The 24,819-nt window shown below is 50.7% G+C and carries 25 protein-coding genes; 12 read left to right on the top strand and 13 right to left on the bottom strand.

Translation table 11 applies throughout. From position 1 onward, the window contains the following. The first annotated feature begins 8 nt into the window (after positions 1 to 8). Complete coding sequence (gene cobT / locus DHN43_RS11950; protein ID WP_108818701.1) at positions 9 to 1,898, top strand: cobaltochelatase subunit CobT; 1,890 nt, start codon at positions 9 to 11, stop codon at positions 1,896 to 1,898. Continuing rightward, the gene (locus DHN43_RS11945) at positions 1,895 to 3,016 is read left to right on the top strand and encodes an esterase-like activity of phytase family protein (RefSeq protein WP_108818700.1); all 1,122 of its coding nucleotides are present in this window, start codon (positions 1,895 to 1,897) and stop codon (positions 3,014 to 3,016) included. The genes cobT and DHN43_RS11945 overlap by 4 nt, the downstream gene beginning before the upstream one ends. 105 nt (positions 3,017 to 3,121) lie before the next feature. Here DHN43_RS11945 and DHN43_RS11940 read toward each other — a convergent pair whose 3' ends face one another. Both DHN43_RS11940 and rpmB read right to left on the bottom strand, forming a co-directional pair. Further along, complete coding sequence (locus tag DHN43_RS11940) at positions 3,122 to 3,724, bottom strand: VUT family protein (RefSeq protein ID WP_057463516.1); 603 nt, start codon at positions 3,722 to 3,724, stop codon at positions 3,122 to 3,124. A 69-nt stretch (positions 3,725 to 3,793) separates the two neighbouring features. Next, positions 3,794 to 4,081: a 50S ribosomal protein L28 gene (gene rpmB, locus DHN43_RS11935; protein WP_057463517.1), complete on the bottom strand. Its 288-nt coding sequence runs from the start codon at positions 4,079 to 4,081 to the stop codon at positions 3,794 to 3,796. 340 nt (positions 4,082 to 4,421) lie between these two features. Between rpmB and DHN43_RS11930 the strand changes: the two genes are divergently transcribed. The 4 genes from DHN43_RS11930 to DHN43_RS11915 all read left to right on the top strand — a co-directional run bounded on the left by DHN43_RS11930 (position 4,422) and on the right by DHN43_RS11915 (position 8,730). Then, positions 4,422 to 5,285 carry a DUF3108 domain-containing protein gene (locus tag DHN43_RS11930; protein WP_084405906.1) on the top strand — a complete coding sequence of 288 codons (864 nt, stop codon included), beginning with the start codon at positions 4,422 to 4,424 and terminating at the stop codon, positions 5,283 to 5,285. Between the two features lie 177 nt (positions 5,286 to 5,462). Continuing rightward, the gene (locus tag DHN43_RS11925) at positions 5,463 to 6,419 is read left to right on the top strand and encodes an acetyl-CoA carboxylase carboxyltransferase subunit alpha (protein WP_063286077.1); all 957 of its coding nucleotides are present in this window, start codon (positions 5,463 to 5,465) and stop codon (positions 6,417 to 6,419) included. A 242-nt stretch (positions 6,420 to 6,661) separates the two neighbouring features. Further along, positions 6,662 to 7,831 (top strand): L,D-transpeptidase family protein, encoded by a 1,170-nt coding sequence (locus DHN43_RS11920; RefSeq protein WP_108818699.1) that lies wholly within the window; start codon positions 6,662 to 6,664, stop codon positions 7,829 to 7,831. 74 nt (positions 7,832 to 7,905) lie between these two features. Then, complete coding sequence (locus DHN43_RS11915; protein ID WP_108818698.1) at positions 7,906 to 8,730, top strand: FkbM family methyltransferase; 825 nt, start codon at positions 7,906 to 7,908, stop codon at positions 8,728 to 8,730. Here the strand turns inward: DHN43_RS11915 and DHN43_RS11910 are convergent. The 3 genes from DHN43_RS11910 to ispG are packed head-to-tail and all read right to left on the bottom strand — an operon-like array spanning position 8,727 to position 11,661. Next, positions 8,727 to 9,473: a DUF429 domain-containing protein gene (locus tag DHN43_RS11910; protein WP_108818697.1), complete on the bottom strand. Its 747-nt coding sequence runs from the start codon at positions 9,471 to 9,473 to the stop codon at positions 8,727 to 8,729. The two genes, DHN43_RS11915 and DHN43_RS11910, sit on opposite strands and share 4 nt — an antisense overlap. Beyond that, the gene (gene pdxY / locus DHN43_RS11905) at positions 9,466 to 10,383 is read right to left on the bottom strand and encodes a pyridoxal kinase (RefSeq protein ID WP_108818696.1); all 918 of its coding nucleotides are present in this window, start codon (positions 10,381 to 10,383) and stop codon (positions 9,466 to 9,468) included. Before pdxY ends, DHN43_RS11910 begins: the two co-directional genes overlap by 8 nt. Continuing rightward, positions 10,384 to 11,661 (bottom strand): flavodoxin-dependent (E)-4-hydroxy-3-methylbut-2-enyl-diphosphate synthase, encoded by a 1,278-nt coding sequence (gene ispG, locus DHN43_RS11900; protein ID WP_108818695.1) that lies wholly within the window; start codon positions 11,659 to 11,661, stop codon positions 10,384 to 10,386. Positions 11,662 to 12,032: 371 nt separating this feature from the next. Between ispG and DHN43_RS11895 the strand changes: the two genes are divergently transcribed. Both DHN43_RS11895 and DHN43_RS11890 read left to right on the top strand, forming a co-directional pair. Next, positions 12,033 to 12,815 carry a 3-hydroxybutyrate dehydrogenase gene (locus tag DHN43_RS11895; RefSeq protein WP_063286084.1) on the top strand — a complete coding sequence of 261 codons (783 nt, stop codon included), beginning with the start codon at positions 12,033 to 12,035 and terminating at the stop codon, positions 12,813 to 12,815. A 53-nt stretch (positions 12,816 to 12,868) separates the two neighbouring features. Further along, positions 12,869 to 13,909 (top strand): patatin-like phospholipase family protein, encoded by a 1,041-nt coding sequence (locus DHN43_RS11890; protein WP_108818694.1) that lies wholly within the window; start codon positions 12,869 to 12,871, stop codon positions 13,907 to 13,909. 570 nt (positions 13,910 to 14,479) lie between these two features. On the opposite strand, the gene DHN43_RS11880 is transcribed toward DHN43_RS11890, so the two are convergent. Both DHN43_RS11880 and DHN43_RS11875 read right to left on the bottom strand, forming a co-directional pair. After that, a complete protein-coding gene (locus tag DHN43_RS11880; protein WP_057463526.1) occupies positions 14,480 to 14,914 on the bottom strand; it encodes a L,D-transpeptidase in 435 nt (144 codons plus the stop codon). Between the two features lie 312 nt (positions 14,915 to 15,226). Then, a complete protein-coding gene (locus DHN43_RS11875) occupies positions 15,227 to 16,009 on the bottom strand; it encodes a MipA/OmpV family protein (protein WP_063286087.1) in 783 nt (260 codons plus the stop codon). Between the two features lie 444 nt (positions 16,010 to 16,453). On the opposite strand from DHN43_RS11875, the gene DHN43_RS11870 reads away from it, so the two are divergent. Then, entirely contained in the window at positions 16,454 to 17,869 is a 1,416-nt protein-coding gene (locus DHN43_RS11870; RefSeq protein WP_108818692.1) for an L-serine ammonia-lyase, read from the top strand. Positions 17,870 to 17,873: 4 nt separating this feature from the next. On the opposite strand, the gene mnmD is transcribed toward DHN43_RS11870, so the two are convergent. Continuing rightward, entirely contained in the window at positions 17,874 to 18,575 is a 702-nt protein-coding gene (mnmD, locus tag DHN43_RS11865) for a tRNA (5-methylaminomethyl-2-thiouridine)(34)-methyltransferase MnmD (RefSeq protein ID WP_063291150.1), read from the bottom strand. A gap of 69 nt (positions 18,576 to 18,644) precedes the next feature. Here mnmD and DHN43_RS11860 point away from each other — a divergent pair, with 69 nt between their 5' ends. From DHN43_RS11860 to DHN43_RS11850, 3 genes are all read left to right on the top strand, one after another. Continuing rightward, positions 18,645 to 19,763 (top strand): NAD(P)/FAD-dependent oxidoreductase, encoded by a 1,119-nt coding sequence (locus tag DHN43_RS11860; RefSeq protein WP_108818691.1) that lies wholly within the window; start codon positions 18,645 to 18,647, stop codon positions 19,761 to 19,763. 245 nt (positions 19,764 to 20,008) lie between these two features. Further along, positions 20,009 to 20,299, top strand: coding sequence for a YggT family protein (locus tag DHN43_RS11855; RefSeq protein WP_063286439.1), 291 nt, complete (start codon positions 20,009 to 20,011; stop codon positions 20,297 to 20,299). Positions 20,300 to 20,302: 3 nt separating this feature from the next. Beyond that, complete coding sequence (locus tag DHN43_RS11850; RefSeq protein WP_063286091.1) at positions 20,303 to 20,623, top strand: DUF167 family protein; 321 nt, start codon at positions 20,303 to 20,305, stop codon at positions 20,621 to 20,623. 66 nt (positions 20,624 to 20,689) lie between these two features. On the opposite strand, the gene DHN43_RS11845 is transcribed toward DHN43_RS11850, so the two are convergent. The 5 genes from DHN43_RS11845 to DHN43_RS11825 all read right to left on the bottom strand — a co-directional run bounded on the left by DHN43_RS11845 (position 20,690) and on the right by DHN43_RS11825 (position 24,490). Next, positions 20,690 to 20,881, bottom strand: a complete 192-nt coding sequence (locus DHN43_RS11845; RefSeq protein WP_057463533.1) for a Trm112 family protein — start codon at positions 20,879 to 20,881, stop codon at positions 20,690 to 20,692. Between the two features lie 32 nt (positions 20,882 to 20,913). Beyond that, positions 20,914 to 21,594, bottom strand: a complete 681-nt coding sequence (locus DHN43_RS11840; RefSeq protein WP_057463534.1) for an LON peptidase substrate-binding domain-containing protein — start codon at positions 21,592 to 21,594, stop codon at positions 20,914 to 20,916. Positions 21,595 to 21,637: 43 nt separating this feature from the next. Continuing rightward, positions 21,638 to 22,636: a thioredoxin gene (gene trxA, locus DHN43_RS11835; protein WP_063286092.1), complete on the bottom strand. Its 999-nt coding sequence runs from the start codon at positions 22,634 to 22,636 to the stop codon at positions 21,638 to 21,640. A 120-nt stretch (positions 22,637 to 22,756) separates the two neighbouring features. Beyond that, entirely contained in the window at positions 22,757 to 23,284 is a 528-nt protein-coding gene (locus tag DHN43_RS11830) for a prolyl-tRNA synthetase associated domain-containing protein (RefSeq protein ID WP_057463536.1), read from the bottom strand. 141 nt (positions 23,285 to 23,425) lie between these two features. Then, the gene (locus tag DHN43_RS11825) at positions 23,426 to 24,490 is read right to left on the bottom strand and encodes a cytochrome-c peroxidase (RefSeq protein WP_063291145.1); all 1,065 of its coding nucleotides are present in this window, start codon (positions 24,488 to 24,490) and stop codon (positions 23,426 to 23,428) included. Between the last annotated feature and the right edge of the window lie 329 nt (positions 24,491 to 24,819).

The following is a 24,819-nucleotide window of genomic DNA, read 5'->3' as shown; positions in this document are numbered from 1 at the left end:
GGAGTTACATGGCAGGTACCAGCAACTCCTCAGCCAAGAACAAACCTGCCAGCCAGCCATTCAAGCAAGCGATGGGCTCTACAGTTAGAGCCATCGCAGGCGAGCCTGAGCTGGAGGTTGTTTTTTCACCGGATAAACCGGGAATGACCAGCGGACGCATCCGTCTGCCGGAACCTTCCCGCACGATGACAAAGGAAGAAGTCGCCGTTACTCGCGGTTTGGGCGACTCCATGGCTCTGCGCCTTGCTTGTCATGATCCAGCTGTTCACACCAAGCACATTCCTCAAGGCGAAAACGCACGCGCTATCTTCAACTCGGTCGAACAAGCCCGCGTTGAAGCCCTTGGCGCTGTCCGTATGCCGGGCGCTGGCGACAACATCGACGCCATGCTTGAGGATCGTTACTTCAAAGCCAACTTCGCAGAAGTCACCACCAAAGACGAAGCTCCGATGCAGGATGCCATCGCTTTGTTGGTACGCGAACGTCTGACGGGCCGCGAGATCCCCAAAAGCGCACAGCGCATGGTGGATCTCTGGAGACCTTTCGTTGAAGAAAAAGCTGATCATGATCTGAACAAACTCGTCACCCGCATGGATGACCAGATCGCGTTCGCCAAGCAGATGCGTGATCTTCTCACCTCACTTGATATGGCTGATGAGCTGGGAGAAGAACCAGAGGACGACGACGAGAACAACGACGAAAGCCAGCAGGACCAGGATGATCGCTCCGATAACTCTGGTGACATGCAGGAAGATCAGGGTGAACAAGAGGGCGCGCCTGAAGAGATGGAGCTTTCCGGCGAAGAGCAGGAAAGCGGCGAAACCGAAGGCGTCGACAGCGAGATGCAGGATATGTCCGAAGAGGATATGTCCGATCAGGCTGAAGAGCCGGGCGAACAGGAACGCCGGGACCATCCCTTCAGCAATCAGCCGTCTGCTGATGCCTATCACATCTTCACACAGGCTTTCGACGAGATCATTGCAGCAGAAGATCTCTGCGATCAGGAAGAGCTGGATCGTCTCCGCGGCTTCCTCGATAAGCAGCTGGCCTCTCTGTCTGGTGCGGTGTCCCGACTAGCCAACCGCCTGCAGCGTAAGCTGATGGCGCAGCAAAGCCGGTCATGGGACTTCGATCTGGAAGAAGGCATCATCGATAGTGCCCGCCTCCATCGAGTGGTCATAGACCCACTGCAGCCGCTTGCGTTCAAATGGGAAAACGACACCGAGTTCCGCGATACCGTAGTCACTCTGGTGATCGACAATTCTGGCTCCATGCGCGGTCGTCCGATCACCGTAGCAGCCACATGTGCCGACATTCTGGCACGTACACTTGAGCGTTGCGGCGTAAAGGTGGAGATCCTCGGATTTACCACCAAAGCGTGGAAAGGCGGCCAATCTCGTGAAGCTTGGCTCAAGGATGGCAAACCGTCTAATCCGGGACGCCTGAACGATCTACGCCACATCATCTACAAATCCGCAGATGCCCCTTGGCGCCGCGCCAAACGCAATCTCGGCCTGATGATGCGAGAAGGCCTGCTTAAGGAAAACATCGACGGAGAGGCTTTAGACTGGGCACACAAGCGTTTGCTTGCACGTCCGGAACGTCGTCGCATCCTCATGATGATCTCCGATGGCGCACCAGTGGATGACTGCACACTTTCAGTGAACCCAGGCAACTATCTGGAGAAACACTTGCGCAGTGTGATTGCTGATATTGAAAACAGATCTCCGGTCGAGTTGATCGCAATCGGTATCGGCCACGATGTGACCCGCTACTACAAACGTGCGGTAACAATCGTAGATGCAGAAGAACTGGCTGGCGCGATGACTGATCAGCTTGCTGATTTGTTTGATGAAAACAGCAGTCAGGATCGCGGTAGACGTCACGGACGCCGATGAAATTAACACGACGCATTTTGCTAACAGGAGCAGCGGCAGCGGTAACAACCGCAGTCGCTGCTTCTTTGCCTTTCAGCGAGAGCACCGCACAGCAGAGCGGCTTTCAGCAAATGAAAGTCCGCTCCAAGGAAATCAACCGCTTCAAGTTCTCTGGTACCCGAGCAGAGCAATACGGCCCCCTCATGTTTCTTGGTGGCCTGGAACTCAGCAGCTCAAACGGTCGCTTCGGCGGCTATTCCGGCTTGCTGACGCTCAACAGTGGCTCAGACATCATTGCTATCTCAGATCGCGGCCACTGGCTGCGCGGCGAACTATCCCAGACCAGCCGAGGAAAGCCTCTCAAGCTGCTGGGCGCAGAAACCGCAACCCTGCTGGATAGCAAGGGCAGAAATCTCAAACGCACCTACAGGGCCGACACAGAAGGTCTGAGCATTGGCGGCTCAGCCAACACACCTCGCATTTTCGTCAGCCATGAAGGAAAAGGCGGGATCATGACATACCCGCTTAACCTGAAAACAGGCGAAGAACGCGCTAAGCACCTTCTGATCCCCAAAGAGATCCGAGGTTTGGCAAAGAACAAGAGCCTTGAATCTGTTGCCGTCGCCCCTCCCAATTCTCCACTCTCCGGCGCGATCATAACGATCGCCGAACGCGGAAAATCTCTGAAGCACAACAGACCAGCGTGGATTATCGGAGGCCCGCGACCGGGGAAATTCTGGATAGGAAAACAAGGCAACTACGATGTTACGGATGCTGCCTTTCTTCCCAATGGCGATCTCTTGATCCTGGAGCGCTTATTCAACCTCTCAGAAGGCCTTGGGATGCGCATCAGGCAGCTGGATGGCACCAACCTGCGACCAGATCATCTCCATACAGGCAAAACGCTCCTGACCGCTGATTTCAGTTATCAGATTGATAATATGGAAGCTCTGAGCGTTCATATGAACGCTTTTGGAGAAACAGTCCTGTCCCTCATGTCAGATGATAACCGCTCATTCTTGCAGCGCACCTTGCTGCTGCGCTTCATTCTGACAGACAACGAACCTTTCAGAGAGCCATTCGTTCGTGCGCCCAAAGAGGCAAAGATCGTCCCAGCGCCAAAACCGAAGCCTCGGTAAACGACGACTGTCTTTGTGAGCTACACCGACATTCAATCCCAAAAACAAAAAAAAGGCACCGGAACCAAATCCGATGCCTTTTAAAATTCTTTTCAAACGAACAGCTTATCCGCGCTGCGAAGCAGGTACCGCGCCGATTACTCCCAATGCGATGCGGTATGGAACAAGCATGCTCATCGCAACGATGATCTTTACGCTGAAGTCACCAATCGCCCAGGAAACCCAACGAGGAACTTCCAGAGCAAACACACCAAACAATGGTGCAACTTCTACCGCAAACGCATCGTGATAACCCAAGAACGCAAACTGTGTAGCAAAAGCAAGGCTAAAGAACAGCGCGGTATCTAGCATGGTGCCCAGTGTAGAAGAGACGACAGGCGCCTTCCACCAACGACCATCACGAAGACGATGGAACACAGTTACGTCCAGCAACTGAGCAATCAGGAATGCACTTCCTGACGCAATTGCAATGCGTGGTGTTGCCAAAACGATAGATAGAGCAACAGCAACAGCAAAGCCAGCGTACACGACTTTGCGTGCAGCAGCAGGACCAAACTGTCGGTTAATCAAATCAGTTACAAGGAATGCCACTGGATAAGTGAATGCACCCCAAGTAAGCAGGTCTGCTAGATTAACAGCCCCGAACATTCCCTGAACAGGGAATTGAACAAGGTAATTCGAAGCAACAACCACTGTGGTCATTGCCATAATAGCAAGAGCCAGTGGTCGAGCAGTATTCGACTTAGTCACGTTCAATCCCTTTCAAGAATGATGTGATTAAGCAGCTGCCTGACGACGCTTGATTTCGGTCTTCAGCAAACGCGCTTTAGGAGAAAGCTCAGCTTCAACTGCTTTCGCCAAGAATGCGTCCAAACCACCGCGGTGCTCAACAGAACGCAGAGCGTGTGCAGAGATACGCAGTTTGTAAGTTTCGCCGAGAGTTTCACTCATCAGGGAAACATTACAAAGGTTTGGCAAGAACCGACGACGGCTCCTGTTTTTTGCGTGAGACACGTTGTTGCCGGTCATCACGTCTTTACCGGTAAGTTCGCAGCGGCGTGCCATGAGGGTCACCCTTTTTAATTTGTAGGCGCCCTCATTTTTGGGCGCATTCTGTTAAAACCGGCAGGTCGCGGACACCACGGTCACGCGGAACCACCTCCGGCCCTGTACGGAAAAGTTGGCTTGCTATAATTAGTACAGCAGAATTCGTCAAGGCTTTGCTGCCTATTTGCCTGTTCGAAGCCCATTTTTCAATCAAAACTCGAACAAACTCACATCTCTTAACCACCGTGTTACCATGTTTAGGTAGTTTCATATTTCAATGAGTTTGAATTTTTTGTTCAGTTTCCTGAGTTCTCAGGCTGTCAGGCGCGAATGTCTGCGGCTGCGGAGGTACAGTATCGTGCGAGTAACAGTTTCTAAGGTTTGCAATTTTCTTGGCAAATCGAGCGTAATAGCCGTCGCAGCACTTTCATTTGGCACACTATCCACAGCTGCTCTGGGGAAAACAGAGCGCCTAGGTGGTGTCTACAATATTTCTTATGCAGGCTTCACTGTGGCAAAAGGCTCCTTATCGCTTATCCTCAGAGAGAACGCCTATTCCGCAAAAGTGGGTATGGAGCCAGCTGGCATTGGAACCCTCTTCTCCACAGGCAAAGGCGGCGCACACGCGACCGGGTGGATGAAAGGCGCAAAAGTCCTTCCAAGCACCTACACCATGGCCTCTCGAGCATCCAACCGAGACTTCTATGTCAATCTCGGTCAGGGGTCTGGCCATGTCCGCACAACTCAGGTCACGCCAAAATACAAACCGTCCAAGACCCGCGTTAAGGTCACTGGCAAGCACAAGCTCAATGCGATGGACCCGTTAAGTGCAGCGATTGTACGCGCACCGTCCCGCTCAAAAGTGCTTGATCCATCAGTATGTAATCGCAAACTGCCAATTTATGATGGTTGGGCGCGCTTCAATATCAATATGAAGTTCAAAGAAGTGCGTGAAGTCTCAGGCAAAGGCTATAACGGTCCGGTTGTCGTCTGTTCCGCACGCTGGGAGCCTGTTGCTGGACATCGTCCAGAGAAAAAGGCTGTTCAGTATCTGGCCAAAAACGCAAACATTGAGACATGGCTCGCACCGATCGGAAACACCCGTATTCTTATTCCTTACAAGGTCTCCATTCCGACATCGACAGGTACACTTGTCCTGGAAGCAGCAGAACTCAATATGCCGCAAACGTCAGGACTTCGCAAAAAAACAGCTTCAAGATAGGATTTGCACTTTAATCCCAAACCTTCTTGTCTGAAGGGGTTCAAACACCCACATTTGTGATGCAAAGCCTTGACAGATGACCCAGCTGTCGCCAGTGTCGCGCCAAAATTATAGCGCGCTCCAACGCCTTTTAGTCGGCGGGTCAAGCCCGCTGATTGTTACGAGTGAATATCCAATATGCGCAGTTACCTCGAATTCGAAAAACCAGTTGCTGACCTTGAAGGTAAAGTACAGGAATTGAAAATCCTGGCTGAAGGTGGGGAAGCGGTTGATGTGGAAGACGAGATTGCCCGTCTTCAGGAAAAAGCAGATCAAGCACTCAGCGACATTTATTCTCGCTTGACGCCTTGGCAGAAAACTCTGGTGGCTCGCCATCCAGACCGTCCGCATTCACTGGACTACATCAATACCCTGATCTCAGATTTCACGCCTCTTGCCGGTGATCGCAAATTCTCCGAGGATTGCGCCATTATCGCAGGCTTTGGTCGTTTTCGTGGACAATCAGTCGCTATTCTTGGTCAAGAAAAAGGTAACAACACCGAAAGCCGCCTGAAGCATAACTTCGGCATGGCACGTCCGGAAGGTTACCGTAAAGCCGTCCGCATCATGGAACTGGCAAACCGTTTCAACATCCCTGTTGTCTCTTTCGTGGACACAGCAGGTGCGTACCCGGGAATCGGCGCTGAAGAGCGCGGTCAGGCAGAAGCGATCGCACGCTCAACTGACATGTGCCTCGGTCTTGGAGTTCCAAACATCTCCATCGTCATTGGTGAAGGTGGCTCAGGCGGTGCGATTGCAATTGCAACCACCAACCACGTAGCAATGATGGAACACTCCATCTATTCCGTGATCTCTCCAGAAGCAGGCGCATCCATTCTTTGGCGCGACAGCACCCGTGCACAAGACGCGGCAACCAACATGAAGATCACTGCAGAAGACCTTTCCAGCTTCCGCGTCATTGATGAGATCATCAAAGAGCCAATCGGCGGTGCTCACCGCGCAAAAGAGATCGTAATTGATCGCGCAGGCAACTCGATCGAAACCGCTCTGAGTAAGATGGCTGGTCTGTCTGCAGACGAGCTCAAGAAGCAGCGTCGCGAGAAGTTCTTACGCATAGGTCGTGAACTCGGCTGATTCGAACCTAGGATTTATTGTGGGTATCCACTAAATTTTTTATAAAAGGCATCAGAAGTATATCTGATGCCTTTTTTGTTTGATCCAATCAAACTCGGGGGAAAGTGCATCTTGGGGAATACCCCACAATCTCAGAGAGAATGATCTGTGGTAAGATTCGATCAACCTTAACCCAGATAGTCTTAGTATCGAGTCGAGATTGGGGTTCGGGCAAACTAGCCCCAGCATGGTGGGTCAAGCACATGATTAGAGTGTTTCAGGGAGAGACTGGCAAGAACGTAAAGCGTGCTGCTGCGCTTGCGCTGGCTTTAACGCTAGCCGCTTGTCAGGGAACAGAGTTTGGCGCTGAGAAGCACCAGCAACCTGTGAGCAAAAGCCTTTCCAACAGAATGAAGTCCAAGGACATGGAGCTCAAGTCTCCAATCATGGTTCGCCTGTTCAAGCAAGAGTCTGAATTGGAGATCTGGAAACAGACCAAATCAGGCCAGTATGCTTTGCTGGAAACCTATGAGATATGCAAATGGTCTGGCAAACTCGGCCCGAAGATTAAGGAAGGCGACCGGCAGGCACCAGAAGGCTTCTACGAAGTCACGCCGGGCCTGATGAACCCGTTTTCCTCTTACTATCTCGCATTCAACCTTGGTTTCCCGAACAAGTTTGACCGCGCTCATGACCGCACAGGCTCAAACTTGATGGTCCATGGTGCCTGCTCTTCTCGTGGGTGTTACGCCATGACGGACGAGCAGATTGCAGATATCTACTCTCTGGGTCGCGATAGCTTCCTTGGCGGTCAGAGAAAGTTTCAGGTTCAGGCCTTCCCATTCCGCATGACACCGGACAACATGGCCAAGAACGCAAGTTCCGAGCATTATGAATTCTGGCGCATGCTGAAGCGTGGCTATGACCACTTTGAAGTCACCAAACGCCCACCATCCATTGAAGTCTGTGAAAAAGAATACGTCTTCAACGCGAAGGCAGACGCACGCGGAACCAAATTCAATGCACGCGGCGCTTGCCCTGCCTACACAGTGCCTGAGCACATCGCGGTGGCAGTAGCAGAAAAGCAAACCCGGGATGCACGCGAAACCGCTGAGATCCAGATCGCTATGGAAAGCAGTAAACGCCGCAAAGAAAAGATTGCAGCGTTCTTTGGTGGCACCTCAACAACTGACGTCGCAAAAGCAGAAGCACCAAACGCAACGCCTGTGAATGTAGAAGCTGCAAAAGTTTTGGCGCTGGCATCTGAAGAACCATCCCCAGCACCGAAGAAAGCCTCTGAATCAGAACGCGCTTTCAGCTACTTCACATCCCTGTTCTCTAACAGTCGTGTTGGTGAAGAGAAGAAGATCGTTGCAGAGGTCGTAGATCCATACCCAGCCGCCCCTGCACCACGCATCAAACCGCAATTGTGACGTTGTGTTAATCGAAACCTAGCCTGACTTATGTACGCTGGTCTCAATGAAGATCAACAAGTCAGGTTAGGCAAATGCCAGGCTCAAAAACCTTCTTTGGAAAGTACCACAGCAAAGAGTACATCAACGAACGCCGCCACTTACGTGGGCTCCTTGGCTATTACATAAAGTACATTCCAATGTCCTGGGGTGTGCGACTAGGCCTCTCCTCCGGCATTCTGACGAGGTATGGTGTTGAACTCACACCCAATGTCTTCGACGCCACATTCCGCATGTGCTGCGAAGGTGGTTACGGCACATTCCTCACCAGTTATCTTGTCGACTATGAAAAGCCTTTCATCATGCTGGATATCGGCGCAAATCAAGGCCTCTTCAGCCTGCTTGCAGCTCAAAACACAAACTGCCAGCAAGTCATAGCCTTCGAACCCGTCGCTAGCACATTCCAATTACTGGAACAAAACATTGAGCTTAACCTTGCTACATCTCGCATAAAGGCAGTACAGGCAGCAGTCTCCGATCACACTGGTCAAGCTAAGATATTCCTCAGCAAAACCCATAGCGGCGGCGCATCCCTCAGCCAGAACACCGTGCATTCAGACGAAAAAACCGAAGAGATTCAAGCCATCTCTGCCCAGCAGTTAGATGAGATGATCACCGATGAAATCGACATCGTGGTCAAACTCAATGCTGAAGGGCATGAAGAAACCGTGATTAAAGAGCTCATCAAGACAAGCTTCTTTCCTCGAGTTCAATCAGTTTTCTATGAGAGAGATGTCAGATGGTCTGATCCAAACATGCTCAAAAACCTTCTGGAGGAGCAGGGCTTCAAAACCTTTAAGAGAGTTGGCCATGAACCACGTTTGGACGTACTGGCAAGCCGTGAACCTGACGACACCTAAGCCCAGATTGCCATGCGCAGACCGCGTTCATTTCGCCCGAAGTCAGCCGGAAACGGCTCCGCATGGCCATACAGCAACCGTTCAGCAATAACTGCATTCACAGCAGCATCCATCAGATCATCCCGCGCGGCACCTTTAGGCGGTTTTTGGTCCAGAAAGCTCGCTACATAGCCAAACTGCACAAGTAAATCTCTCCGCGCATCCAAGCCCGCAGGATAGCTGCTTCCCTTGACCTTCTTAGGAATAGCAATGGGCTCCTGCCCGTTTAAGCGCCAAAATGCCACCTCAGGATGAACTTCATACACCCGCGCTTCCAACTCAGGCGTCATGAGCTGATCAATCTCCCGAATTTTTGGGAAGATATGGAACGCTTGCTTGGATACTTTTTTGGGTGGCGTTGAATGCGCCAGTGCAGCAGAGCAAGCCTCGCGATAATCCTCACAATAGATCGCAGCCCGCGCGGGAATGGAAAACACCGTTGACTGTCGCATACCTAAAAGAGGACGAACCGCCTTCTCAGGCCCACGACCATTGCTGCCAATCTTCTCCGGCAGCCCGATCGGCATATCGACCGCAATCTTACGCGGCTCATGCTCAGAGGCCAGCAAATCTGCAAAATGAGGAAAGATCTGCACTTCAGGTGCACGGTCTGAACCAACCCAGCGGAAAACGGCAATCCAACCTGCTTTGCAACCGTCAACCCCAGCCACACAGACGGGATCAACTGCCACCGCTTCAGGCACGCTCAGGCGCCTCTACCACGCGGCGAGTGTTCACAAGCGCCATAGGTTGGATAAGCGGATCTTGGTGCTCAGCATAAAGCAAATCATCAGAACCAACTTTGACAGAGCGCGCAACCAACTCAAACGTTGAAGCTGTCGCTTTCTTCAATGCCTCTTCGTCACTCTGCCCACTCAGACTGCGAGCCAGATAAAGCGCTGCCAACAAGTCACCAGTGCCATGCGGAGCGCCCTGCACTTCCGCATGTTCAATCGCAAGGCTACCACGTGGCCCGACCAACAAATTGGAAATGGAATTGCGACGGATTGCTGGCGACGATGTGATGATCGTCCGCTCCACTTGCAGCGTCCGCGCTGCCGCAACAGCTTCATTTTCCATTTCAGTACCAAACCCGCTGAGCCAGGCGAGCTCAAAACGGTTTGGCGTAATCACGTCAGCAAGCGGTAACAGTTGGTCACGAATAGCTTCAGCAATCGGCTCGGCAACATAAAGACCACCTTTGTCACCAATGACTGGATCGCACAGATAGACCGCATCATCATTGCGAGCCTTCACTTCCTGCACAATCTTTGCAACATCAGAAACCTGAGCCGCATTTGCCATGTAGCCAGAGATAACGCCCTTCACAGCGCCCAAACGATCACTGGCGCAAATCTGTTCAACGATATGCTTGAAGGCTTCTTCACTGGCCGAGATACGCTCACCAGCACCTTGTCCCGGATGCCATGGCAGAACAATCGTAGGCAGCATCCAGACATTAAAGCCCATGCGCTCCAGTGCAAAAACAGCACTGCGCATGCCAACACATCCGCTGACAACCTGTGAAGAGATCACCAGAACCGAAGGTTTTTCCTTCGGGGCGCTTTCTCTGATTTTGTGTTCTACTTTTTTGACAAACCGCTCAAGCGACATCTAGTAAATCTCGTGTTCAGATGAAACGCCAGTACCAAAACGTTTCTCGATATAATCCAGAACCATCGCCTTAAACTCATCAGCGATGTTTGGCCCACGAAGAGTAACAGTTTTAGCACCATCAACAAACACAGGTGCAGCAGGTGTTTCACCAGTACCAGGCAAAGATATACCGATGTCAGCATGCTTGGATTCACCAGGACCGTTCACGATGCAGCCCATGACAGCAACGTTGAGTTCTTCAACACCCGGATATTGCTCACGCCACTTCGGCATACTCTCGCGGATATGCGCCTGAATGTCCTGAGCCAGTTCCTGAAAGACTGTGGAGGTCGTACGTCCACACCCCGGACACGCAGCAACAATAGGCACAAAACTGCGGAAACCCATTGTCTGCAGCAGTTCCTGAGAAACCTGCACTTCACGCGTACGATCCCCACCCGGCTCAGGTGTCAGCGAAATACGAATGGTGTCGCCGATGCCTTGCTGAAGCAGAATACCCATGGAAGCAGAGGACGCCACGATGCCCTTTGTGCCCATACCAGCTTCAGTCAAACCAAGGTGAAGAGCATAATCGCAACGCTGTGCCAGATCCGTATAAACGGCAATCAAATCCTGAACCTGTGAGACTTTCGCAGACAAAATGATTTTGTCGCGACCAAGCCCCAATTCCTCAGCACGCTGAGCAGACAACAAACCAGATTGGCAAATCGCTTCGCGCATCACTTGTTGCGCAGTCAGCGGAGAGCCTTCCTCCTGGTTTTTATCCATCAGGTGTGTCAGCAGTTCCTGATCCAGAGAGCCCCAGTTTACACCAATACGCACAGGCTTATTGTGCTTCATCGCCATTTCGATGATCTGGCCAAACTGCTTGTCTTTTTTGGTCTTGAAACCAACATTGCCCGGATTAATCCGGTACTTATCAAGCGCTTCAGCACAATCAGGATGATCTGCCAGCAACTTGTGGCCGATGTAGTGAAAATCCCCGACCAGCGGAACATTGACCCCAATCCGGTCCAGACGCTCTTTGATACGCGGAACAGCTGCAGCAGCTTCATCACGATCAACCGTAATACGAACCAGCTCGGACCCGGCACGCGCCAGAGCAGAAACCTGCGCAACCGTTGAATCTATGTCAGCGGTGTCGGTGTTCGTCATGGACTGAACAACAACAGGCGCTTCGCCGCCAACAATAACCCCACCAACGTCTACAGCCACAGAACGACGGCGCGGAAACGGGGAAGAAATATAGGTTTGGCTCTTGTCAGTCATGATCATTCCACTGGGATAAATCTTTAGGCAAGCAAGTGCAGCATGCAGCCCGCGCTGTCAACTTTTTAGCGCACGCTCAATTCAGTTTGATGTCATCTCAAGACGCCATCATGCACCCCAAGTTTTCACAGTAAACCTCTCCTCAGAATGATGCTAGGTCCACTCCATCATCAGCCTACTGAAAATAGCCAGCGACTTTTGACGCAATGCACTCATCTCTAACCTTCCATTAAGGACAAAAGACAGATCGGCGGTCAGTTCTGACCTTTTTGCACCGCACGCTAAACAACTATGCTTTTTGCTAATGCAACCAGATTAAAAAGTGGCGCAAGCTCACACCAACTCTTTTTTCAATACATTTGGGCAGGAGACTCGAAATGCTCTCAGGAAAAACCGCTGTAATCACTGGGTCCACATCCGGCATCGGCCTTGCTTACGCTCGCGCAATGGCAGAGCAAGGCGCCAACATCATGATCAATGGGTTTGGCGATGCCGATGCCATTGAGAAAGAGCGCGCTGCAATCGAAGCCGACTTCGGTGTAAAGTGCGTGTACTCATCAGCCGACATGACCAAGCCTGATGAAATTCACGCAATGATCCACGATGCGGTTAAATCCCTCGGTTCAGTCGATGTCCTCGTCAACAATGCAGGCATTCAGCATGTTGAAGCCATTGAGCATTTCCCGGTCGACAAATGGGATGCCATCATTGCGATCAACCTGTCCTCCGCATTCCACACAATCCGTACCGCCGTGCCTTACATGCGCAAAGCAGGCTGGGGTCGCATCATCAACACCGCGTCCGCTCACGCATTGGTGGCATCTCCATTCAAGTCGGCATACGTTTCTGCAAAGCACGGCATCGCAGGCTTGACCAAAACCGTTGCACTGGAAGTTGCAGAAAACAACATCACAGTGAACGCCATTTGCCCCGGCTACGTCTGGACACCGCTCGTCGAAAAGCAAATCCCTGACACCATGAAAGCCCGTAATATGACTGAGGAGCAGGTGAAAAAAGAAGTCCTGCTCGCTGCTCAGCCAACCAAAGAGTTCGTGACAGTCGATCAGGTTGCCGGCCTAGCCGTGTTCTTGTGCTCTGATACAGCCGCTTCAATCACCGGCACTCTCTTGCCAATGGACGGCGGCTGGACAGCACAATAACGCTCAGATGATTTCCCGGAGTTTTCTTTTCCAAGCGGCCCATGGAGGTCCATATGGCGACTACTCGGAAGACAGCGAAAAAAGAACGAAAGAAAATCAATCTGGCCTTACAAGGTGGAGGCGCACACGGCGCCTTTACCTGGGGCGTTCTGGATTGGCTCCTTGAAAACGAAGATTGGGAGATCACTGGCATCTCAGGCACAAGTGCAGGTGCCATGAATGCAGCCGTCATGGCAGATGGCCTAGTTGAAAGCGGGCAGCAAGGCGCAAGAGATGCCCTCGCCCGCTTTTGGAAGTCCGTCAGCGCAGCTGCAGAGACCAGTCCGTTCCAACGCAGCCCAATGGATGTTTATTGTGGCAATTGGAGCATGGACAACTCTCCGACATATCTGGCATGGGACCTGCTTTCTCGCGTCATGTCTCCCTACCAACTAAACCCAATCAACTATAATCCACTCCGCGATCTCGTTGCTGAGCAAATCAACTTCGAACGTGTGCGAAGTTGCGACCAGATGCAGGTCTATGTCGCCGCTACCAATGTTCGAACCGGGAAAATCAAAGTTTTTGCAAAGGAAGAACTCACCCTTGATTCACTCATGGCGTCTGGTTGCTTGCCACATATGTATCAAGCGGTAGAAATTGGCGACGAGGCCTATTGGGACGGCGGCTTTATGGGCAATCCGCCTTTGTTTCCACTATTCCAACACGGTGGCTCTACTGATGTACTTCTTATTCAGGTCAATCCGGTTGAGAGAGTTGAACTTCCGCACACCGCTCAGGAAATCTCAGAGCGCATGAATGAGATCACCTTCAACTCAACCCTGCTGCGCGAGCTTCGCGCAATTGAGTTTGTGACACGGCTTATTGATGAAGGTCGTCTTGATTCGAACGAATACACCCGCGTTTACATGCACAGAATAGAAGCAACAAAAGATCTCGCCCCTTTCGGAGCTTCATCCAAGGTAAACGCCCAGTGGGAATTTGTAGAACTTTTGCACGACATTGGGCGCCAGGCTGCAAAGAAGTGGGCGCACGACAATTACGACAGCATTGGCAAACGCAGCACGCTGAACCTGGATCACGAATTTAACTAGATCTGAACGCAAAGGTTAACACTCCCAAACCGCATTGCAAATTGCGACGCAGCATAGGTAAGCAACCTGTTAAATTAACCCGCATGTTGGAGAGAAGAAGCGCAGCCACCCCAGATATTGTGCCAAAAATTTATCGCAAAACTGGCACAGCTTTTGCTTTTAAATAAGCAGCTGATATCAAGGTACTGCGTAATCAGCTTTAGAGAATATAAAGAGGGTTTTTGAGCGTGTATTCAAAGCCCTCTTTTTCTTTGGGCAATGCATCCTCCCGACACACAACTCTCAGAAAAATCGTTTTATCCCTAAAAAAGTCTTTCAAAAAAATCAGCGTGCCAACCTTTTGGCAAGATTTTAGCGTTAGGAAAGACACGCTGATTGTTGAGTTATGCGTATTCAGCGCTACAGCGGAAGGAGCAGGCGTTTGCGACCCGACTTGCTTCTTCCGCTCACAAGCCTTCAAGCACATCTCTTAGCCCTTGATTTAGTAAGGAACCCACGCGCTCGCAAGGGTAAAGGGCCTTATTTGACCGATATCACATCATGTTCAGAGCTGCACGTAAAGCGTGTTCACTATTTCACAATTACAATCTTTGCGTTTGATCGGCCATTTGCCTGAATCAAACTGAACAATCTCTTGGCGTTTTTCGGATGCAACCGCACGCAACCGTGTGAGGCAGGCGCACCCAAGCGCTTAACCACATCCGTTCCATGAATGGCATACCCCTTATAGAAAAACACAGAGTAAGGCATCGGTGCCCCGTTATACTTACGGGAGAAATACCGTTTGTGCATTCGCGTTGGCTTAAAGGTGCCCACTGGCGTTCTGTATCCCCGCCGGGCCGTCGAAACAGGCCACGAATGCTGAACCTTCCCATCCACGAAGATCCGCATCCTTTGCTCGGAAATATCAATCTTCGCCAACACTTTAGTGGAGGATGCCTTGGCCGGAACCATAAGCAATAAACAGATAAACAGAAGTCCTGATATAGTAATAATTGTACGCATACTGAAGCCCCCTCACTCAACGCAATACTTAAGGTGAATTAGCATGCGCACCTGCAGGAGTCTGTCATCGACTTATTCTAAGGGTATTATTAACGATCTCTCAGAAGGGATACTTCAATACTGAGGTAATATAACTCTCAATACCAATACATCATACATACCTTGTTATTCATGAATATACACAAAGCTTCACTTCAAACGCCGCTTTATTCACGGCACAGTCAGTGAGAACTCACAGTGCATGCAGAAAATAAAAAAGCCCGGAGATCCTTCCGGGCTTCATTCATCAAGTCTATTCGATGCTCTGGTTACCTAGAACATATCCCAAGCAAACCGATAGGTCGCACCAAACCCGACAGACCACATATTGTCGTTCTGCGTAATCGGGCTATCTGCAGCTTCGCCAATCAAACGGTCATAGCCACCTTGTAGGTGCAGCCCAATACTGTCAGTCAGCGCATAACTCGCACGCGCAACACCACCAACGCTCTTGAAACCACCTTCTGCGGTGTATGGGCCGAATGGAGTACCTGCTGCAACGCTGAAATAGGTGTTCATGTATGAACCGTCAGCAGCATCAACGCGCGGGCCGAATACAAACGTCAAACGATCCGTAACTTCGGTGATCACGTCAATTCCAGCGCGCCCAACAAAGCCGCGGTGACCGTTAAAACCGTGGCGCACTTCGATGAATGCACGGAACCAATCATGACGGAAGCCACCACCAAGGCCAACTTCTCCAGCCCAAGGCACACGAGTTGTCCCTGTCAGAGAGGAGGAATCTGAAGGATTACGCTCTCCAACAAACCCAAAAGACGGATAGATAAAGAGGCCTTGTGTTTCACCCTCTTTCACCTGACCGAAGCCCGGCAGGTAAAACCGCGAAAACGCAATCAGTGGCAGCGGATAGATGATGTATTCATCCGCACCGTCATACTTGGGATTCACAAAACCAGCCACGCCAATATCAACGACGTATCTCTTGCTGGCTTGCTCCTCAGTCAAATCACCAGGCGTAAAACTATCTTCTGCCAGTGCATGACTGGAAACGGAAGCAAGCGCTAAGCCTGCGAGAATACGAAGAGAGGCGGTCATAGGTGCAGCCTTGATCGGGAAAAAGCAATTACCACCTATGATATACGTTTTAAGTCACTTTGGAGACCTGCAGTTTCAGGAGTTTTCTACAGACTGTTGCCCATTGGCATCATAAAACTCAACAACTAGTAGTTTTTTCATCTCAATTCACATTGACTGAGTAAAACAAGTCCATCAATTCCCCGTGAAACCAAAGCGTTTTCTTCAATCCTTTCAGTAAATCGGTGCCAAAAAAATCTTTTTGAATCAATAAGCCTCCGAGCAGAACAGATAAATTCTGCAGTATCTGGACAAACGCGACGTCAATTTGAAATGTCCGGAAAAATAATCCTCTTGGTTTCAGAGGCTATGACGATTATTCCTAGAAAATTCAGTGATAGTGGCTGTTCTCTATCCTAATGAAACAAAAACAACGCCCCCAGCCATCTGAAAGGTGCCAAACACATGTTTCTCAGCGTCTTTGAAATTTTCAAGATCGGTATAGGTCCGTCTTCGTCCCACACAATGGGACCGATGACCGCTGCCGCACGTTTTCTGGATGAGTTGAGAGACGGTCGCCGCATATGGCCCGGCGCAGGCGCACCAAAGAGATTGCGCTGCACGCTTCACGGCTCACTCGCCTGGACCGGCAAAGGCCACGCGACTGACAGAGCCGTTGTTCTGGGACTTGCTGGCTGCACGCCTGAAACTCTGGATCCAGATGAAGCAGAGGCGCTCGAAAAACAGATCGCAACAGAAAAGAAGCTCCATCTTCCTGACCTGCCAGAGTTGGACTTCGATCCTGATAAAGACGTGATCTTCGACTTTGAGAAAAACTTGCCAGGCCACGCAAATGGTATGGTGATCGAAGCGTACGATGCCCAAGACCGCCTGCACCTTCAGGAAACATTCTATTCCATCGGTGGCGGGTTCGTATTGACCGAAGAAGAACTGGACCGCCTGAAAGCAGCAGAAGCGTCAGGTGATCAGGCTCCCGACGAAATTAAAGGCATGCCTTATCCATTTGCTACAGCGCAAGAAATGCTGGAGATGGGACAAAAATCCGGCAAAACCATTGCTGAGATGAAGCGCGCCAACGAAATCACCTCTCTGGATCCACAAGAACTGGACAGCAAGCTCTGGCAGATCTGGGATGTGATGAACGCATGCATGGAGCGCGGCCTGAATACTGAAGGCGAGCTACCAGGTGGCCTTACAGTCAAGCGTCGCGCAGCTGCAATCAAACAACAGCTGGAAGACGAACGCGGCAATAACATGAGCATGCCGCACGTCGCCAACGACTGGCTCTCAGTCTATGCAATGGCCGTAAACGAAGAAAACGCAGCGGGCGGCAAAGTTGTCACTGCACCAACAAACGGTGCAGCAGGTGTTATCCCGGCAACCGTCAAGTATTACCGCGAGCATTGTCCGGGCAGCAACGATGAAGGCATCAAAACCTTCCTGCTCACGTCAGCAGCTGTTGGTGGCATAATCAAGCACAATGCTTCTATTTCCGGCGCTGAAGTTGGTTGTCAGGGCGAAGTTGGCTCCGCCGCAGCAATGGCAGCAGCAGGTCTCTGCGCAGCTCTTGGCGGCACCAACGAGCAAATTGAAAACGCCGCTGAAATCGCTCTGGAGCATCACCTTGGCATGACTTGTGATCCGGTCGGAGGCCTCGTTCAGGTGCCATGCATCGAGCGCAATGGCCTCGGCGCTATCAAGGCAGTCTCAGCAGCTTCACTCGCTCTGCGTGGAGATGGCTCCCACTACATGCCGCTGGACAACTGCGTTGAAGCCATGCGCCAGACTGGCGTGGAGATGAACGACAAATACAAAGAAACCAGCAAAGGTGGTCTGGCAGTCAACCTGCCAGAATGCTGATTACTCAGGTTGCGGTGGTGGCAGTTTTCTGCCCCACCATCATCTGGCGTTTTGTGCCATAGCCTTTGATACGCTCAACCTCAAAACCTGCCGTTTGCAGGTTTCGGCGCACCCAACCTGCCGCGGTGTATGTCCCGAAAGTCCCGCCAATAGCGGTTTTCTCTCCAACAGCAAGCATAAGATCTCGCCCCCAAAGCTCTGGGTTCCGTGCCGGATTAAAGCCATCAAGGAACCAGGCATCAACGGGTATAGACAGGGTTGGCAACATCTCACGAGCATCCCCAACACCCAGCAGCAGTCGCACACCATCAATGGTGATTGGATTCCAACCCGGCTGAGGCTTCCATGCAGCCAACAGCTTGTCTTTAAGCCCTTTGAGCTCGGGCCATGGCGACAGCGCTTTCTCAATCTCCGCAGCTTCCATCGGATACAGCTCAAACGAAACGTAAGTCAGCTTGGTCCGCTCAGCTTCCGGCAAACTCAGAAGCAATTCCAGTGTGGCGAGAAAATTAAGCCCGGTTCCAAATCCCAGTTCAGCAATAGTAAAAGACTGTGCACCCACCCAGCGTTCAGGGAGTTGATTACCCTGCAGAAATACGTAGCGCGTTTCGCCTAATCCACCGGCTTTGGAGTAATAAGTATCTCCAAACTGCGACGCATAAGGCACATTCGCATCATCCCATTCCAATTTTGGGCGCTCTGTCATATGTCTAAGCCAAATCTCTAACGTAAAAATCGGTCTGGGCTTATACCCCAACCTGGGAAATAAAAAAACATGACCTACGATATAGTTGTTGTTGGAGGGGGAATTTTCGGACTTAGCGTCGCCAAAGCCGCACTCGGAAAAGGCTTGAAAGTCGCTCTTCTGGAAAAAAACACCATCGCATCAGGCGCCAGCGCTGGCCTTGTTGGTGCGTTGATGCCCCATGTACCGAGTAAATGGAACGACAAGAAGCAGTTCCAGCTGGATGCACTGATCGAACTCTCCGATATCGTGGAAGAGCTGGAAGAAGCCACTGGCCTTTCTGTCGGCTACAGCCGTGCAGGTCGCCTGATCCCGCTTTACACCGAACCTAAGCTCGAACATGCTCTCTCCCGCGTTGAAGAAAGCAAGCAGCGCTGGAGAAGCGATGAAACTGGCTTCACCTTCAATGTGGTGAAAGAAACACCGTTCAATGACTGGCTCACACCAGAAGCCGCTCCACTTGGCATCATTTGGGACACCTTGGCAGCACGGGCCAATCCGCGTCTTGTCTCTGCAGGTCTCAAAACCCTGCTGGAAACACGCATCGACATCATGGAACACACCGAGTATCTCGGCTTTGATGAGACTACAGGCACCGTTTCATTGGGCAATGGTGAAAGCCTGAGTGCTGATCGCGTTGTATTGTCAGCAGGTTATGAAGGTTTCGAACCACTCAGTAAGATCGCAGGTAAACCCATCGGCATGGGTGTGAAAGGTCAATCCCTTTTGCTCGAATATAAGGCCGACAAACCTCTCCCAGTTATCTATGACAACGGAATTTATGTTGTCTCACATGCCAATGGCACCGTTGCTATCGGCTCCACCTCAGAGCAGGAGTGGACCAGTAAAGAGCCAGTAGAAGCAGACATTCAGACCATGCTCTCCAAGGCAGTTGACTTTTGCCCTTCATTGAAAGACGCACCCATCCTCACCCGTTGGGCAGGCATCCGCCCAAAATGTAAGAAACGGGATCCTTTGGTCGGCCTCATTCCAGGCAAAGACAAAACATGGGTGGCAACTGGTGGCTTCAAAATTTCCTATGCCATTTCTCACCGCATAGCCGCCTGCCTCATGCAGGAAATGTTCCCTGAACAAGACCAGACGATCCACTTGCCAGAGAGCTTTAAGCCAGCCTTCCATTTTGGCTAAAGCATGCGAGATGAGAGCAAAAATTGTTTGCCCTATTAGTTTCAGGGCAAACGCCCCCTGCTAATTGGTACTTTTTCAGGTACCGCTTCGTGAAATTAGCTCAAAATATAGAAAAATGAGGCATGCTGGACCTTGCAGGTGCCTCAGTTCAAAGTTACATGAGGAACAACTCTGTTTCCCAAGCTCTGTCTTCAGGGAAGCAATTCAGCTAGTTCATCTTCGCAAACTTGGAGTTTAACCAGTCCATGCGCGCTATTCTTGATGTCGTTTTCATCATCCTAAATCTTTACACGTGGGTCATTATTGCGAATGTGATCTTCTCCTGGCTCTATGCGTTCAACGTGGTGAACTCAAACAATCAGTTCATCGCGATGATCGGGCAGACACTTTACAATCTGACCGAACCGCTCCTGCGCCCTATCCGCCGGTTCCTGCCAGCAATGGGTGGATTGGATCTTTCTCCGATTGTGCTGCTGCTCGGCATTTTCCTTATTGAGCGCGTCATCGGCCTCTACGTTTATCCCTACGTATTTTAAGTAGTGGCTGAACAAGAACGCCCTTGGAAACTGCAGGCTGACGGAATTCTCATTACCGTCCGCCTCACCCCCAGATCCTCCAAAGATCAAATTGAAAAGATAGGCGAGCAGTCCGATGGCCGACCGCTCGTGATGGCGCGCGTTCGCGCAGTGCCAGAAAAAGGCGCTGCAAACAAAGCCATTGCGGCCCTTTTTGCGAAAGCACTCTCTGTTCCCAAATCATCGGCAGAAGTGATTGCAGGTTCCACCGCCCGCATAAAAACACTACGTGTTTACGGCGAACCACAAGAGCTGCAAAAAAGGCTAGAAGATCATCTCTCCTAGCCTTCAAAGATAAGCTCTGCACGTAACCCCGATCAGAGAACCCACATCAGTTCTCATGGATACGTTTTAGTCTTCAAGCTTGCGCGCTTCTTCTTCCAACATAATCGGAATTCCATTCCGAATTGGATAAGCCAGCTTCGCAGCGCGAGAGACCAGCTCCTGGTTCTCAGGATTGTACTCAAGCGTTGTCTTCGTCACAGGACAAACCAACAGCTCCAAAAGCCGACGGTCCAGCTGTGGCGCTTCAAATTCGCTCATAGAGCCCTCATTCATTTTTGTCTTTACCTGCATCACTGAAGCGTGCTGCCAGTACCACCATTGCCACGTGCCAACTCAACTTCAGCCAGCGCAATGAGCGTATCCGCACGCACTTTCAGATTCTCTGTTTCCAACAGAGCCTGCTTCTCTTTCGGTCCATAAGGACTCATCATGCACAATGCATTGACCAATACCTCGGTCGAGGCAGAATTGACGCTATCCCAGTCCGCTTCAAGGTCATTCACACTCAAATATTCTTTGAGCGTTGAAAGCAGCAGATCTCGATCGACATCATCTTCTCCGATACCGGTCGTCAAATCACCAGCAAAGCGGGTCGCATCAACGTGACCACGACGGAATGGGGCACGCTCTTCCAGCTCACCACGAAGCACAAAGCGAGAAACGCCAGACAACGTAATCAGATAGCGGCCATCGCCACTTTCCTGAAACCCTGTAATGCGCCCCATACAGCCAACAGTGCAAAGTTTTGGCCTACCGGCTAACTCTTCATCACTGGTTTCAAACTGCGGCTGAATTACCCCAATCATGCGATCAGTACGCAAAGCACTGTCGATCATCGACGTATAGCGCGGCTCAAAAACATTGAGAGGCATGTGGGAGCGCGGGAGCAAGATAGCTCCCGGCAAAACAAACAACGGCACAACCTGCGGCAGATCATCCAGACCTGCGTAGGTCGCATTTCCAACAGTCATCGAGGCCACTTAAGTGCTCTCCGCTCTTATCATTAGGCCTAGATTACGAGAATAAAATTGAGGAGAGTTTACGGCGACCATAAGCAGAACCTGCATCTTTAAAGCCCCAGGCTTCAAAAAACTGCAACAACTGCTTGCGCGCGCCATCTTCATTCCACTCACGGTCACGGCGAATAATCTCAATCAGCTCATCAACAGCACCAGTCTTGTCCCCTTTACCGCCCAAAGCGAGCGCAAGGTCAAAACGAGCCTGATGATCATCTGCATTGGCTTCTACACGCTCACGCAACTCTGCAAGGTCATCAAGCCCTTCAGATTGCTCAGCGAGTTCAAGCGCAGCCTTGGCTGCTGCAAAATGCTGGGAGTTCTGCTCATCTTCCGGAATCATATCGAGCATCTGTTTTGCATGGTCTTTCTCACCAAGCGCCAGATAGCACATAGCAAGCCCACACAACGCCTGCACGTTGCCAGCGTCGATAGAAAGCGCGCTACCGTAAAGCTGTGCAGCTTCTGGATACCCTTCAGCATCACGAAGCTCATCAGCCTTCTCAAGCATCACTTCCAGATCACTTGGACCAATATTTACGCCAATACGATCGAGAAACTTTTTGATTTCACCTTCGGTCTGCGCACCCATAAACCCGTCAACAGGCTGGCCACCTTTAAACGCAAACACTGCCGGGATCGACTGAACACCCATCTGACCGGCAACTTCCGGATAATCTTCGATGTTCATCTTCACCAGCTTGAGAGCACCATTCGCTTCCTTGACGACTTTCTCAAGCGTCGGCGTAAGCTGCTTACAAGGACCACACCAAGGCGCCCAGAAATCAACGAGGACCACCTGATTACGGGAGCCCTCGATTACGTCCTGCACAAAGGTTTGAGTGGTCGTATCAACAATCAAGTCAGCAGCATTGGCTGCCGGAGCTGCAGATGGAGATGCCGCGCCAGCCTGTGTGTTGGTCTGGTAACCACCGCCATATCCACCGCCAAGGGAGCCACCAAAGCTGCCACCTACGGAATAACCGGATCCACTCATTATTTTGACCCTTTACTGAACCGGGAGCTGCTCATATCAGCGCTCCTCATATCAAAATCTCTAACTGCTGCCTAAAATGGTCTTAGATGAGACCAATTACAATTGGCGATCACCCAGTTTTTATAGATCTTCAGTGACTTTCTGCGCCTCTGCGGAAACCGCAAGCACATTGGCATCATGCCCACATGCCTTGGCAAACACCATCAGACCTTCCGCTGAAATCGCCGTTGAAGCATTATTTAGCAATGGATGGAAGTTCAGAACCTCCTGCTCCATCATATCTGCATCAAACACCACGGACACGCGTTGTGCTTCCCGATCATTGATCAGAGAGAAGGGCGTGACGGATCCTGGAGTAACACCCAGCACCTCTTCAAGCAGATCAGCTTTGCCGAAAGAAACACGACCAGATGCACCAATGATGCTCGATATCTTCTTCAGATCTATCGTAGCATCATGAAGGGCCACGACCAAAAAGAGATTACCCTTTTTGTCTTTAAGGAAGAGATTCTTGGTGTGACCGCCTGGAATACGCTCATGCAGATCAGCAGATTCAGCAACCGTAAAAACCGGTTCATGATCAATTGTAGAAACCGGAATGTTCAAGTCTTCCAAGAAAGATATCAGTTGTGAACGGCTTGCTGGCATGTAGAACGACCTCTCCCAAGTCTCTGAGGCAAACCAAGTGTTTGCCACATAAATGCTGCACCGTTTTAAGCCACCTATAGAAAAAGGCAAGCGGTCCATAAGAACCGCCTGCCTCTAGCAAACCGAGGGCGAATAGTTTGCTTAGTGAGCCGTCATGACTGACGGATCAGGGAGTGGTGTGGTGTTGGTCCGAACTGGCAGAATTGGGTACTCAACGCTTGGCTGTTCTCCGGTAAGGGTCTTCAGGAAAACAGTAATTGCATCAATATCTTCTTCACTCAGCTCAGCACCAAGCTGAGAGCTGGCCATAATAGAAACCGCCTGCTTCAAATCCCAAACCTTGCCGGAATGGAAGTAAGGAGCTGTCAGATCAATATTGCGGAGCGGTGAAGCACGGAAAACGTATTCTTCCTCGGCAGTTTGAGTAACAGCAAACCGGCCTTTGTCGTTAACGGGAAGAATATCTGCACCCGGCTTTTCAACCACGCCGAATGGATAGTACCCCTCACCACCAATATTCACACCGCCATGACAAGCGGCACACCCGGTATCCATAAATACCTGTAGTCCCTGCTTTTCCTGCGCATTGAGAGCATTTTCATTACCCTCAAGGAACAGATCAAACTTGGAAGCAGGCGTAATCAAAGTTGCCTCATACGCTTCAATTGCCTTCGCCATATTGTCGAAGTTCGCTGGTAACTCCTCACCTGGGAATGCTCTTGAAAACTGCTCAGTGTATCCCGGCATACTGTTCAGAACAGCTTCAACCCGCTCTGGCGTGCTGGCCATTTCAACACCAGCTTGCACCGGGCCTTTGGCTTGCTCTTTCAGGTCTTCTGCACGACCATCCCAAAACTGGGCAAGGTTGAACACAGCATTCAACACGGTGGGTGCGTTACGAGGCCCCTTTTGCCATCCATGGCCGATGGATGTTTCCAGATTATCATCCCCACCCATGCCGAGATTGTGGCAGCTGTTACACGACAACAATCCCGAAAGCGACAATCGCGGATCAAAGAAGAGCTGTCGCCCAAGATCAATTTTTTCGCGGGTAATCGTGTTGTCTTTAACACTAGGTACAGCGTGCGGGATCGGCTTGAAGTAAGAACGCGCCTCTTCCAGCAACTCAGATTGAGCAAAAGCTCCTCCCTGAACAGCCATGCTGAAAACAGATGCGCCAATCAATGTCTTAATTATTGCTCGCATGAAATCCTCCATCATCACGAGATAATGGAGTTTAGAATCACTACAAACAAAAGCACATTGATGCAACCGCTTGACATTTACTATGGTAATATCAAAAATTTCATCAGCTTAAAACGTAAAGCCATCATCGAATATATTGAGATATACAAAAAATACTTGAAATATGAATTTCACCAATACTTATTAATACTACAAATATCGAGAATTATAATCACGAGGCATACACGAAGCATTCCTCCTTACACTTAGAATAACTCTAATATAGACAAAAAATTGAGAGCTTTGACCGCGTGCAACTTACGTTTCTCAAGGGCATGTACTTCTCCCCC

The sequence above is a fragment of the Pseudovibrio sp. Alg231-02 genome (assembly GCF_900143565.1).
Classification (GTDB): domain Bacteria; phylum Pseudomonadota; class Alphaproteobacteria; order Rhizobiales; family Stappiaceae; genus Pseudovibrio.
Note: the sequence above shows the minus strand (reverse complement) of the source record. Positions and strands in the feature narration are given on the sequence as shown.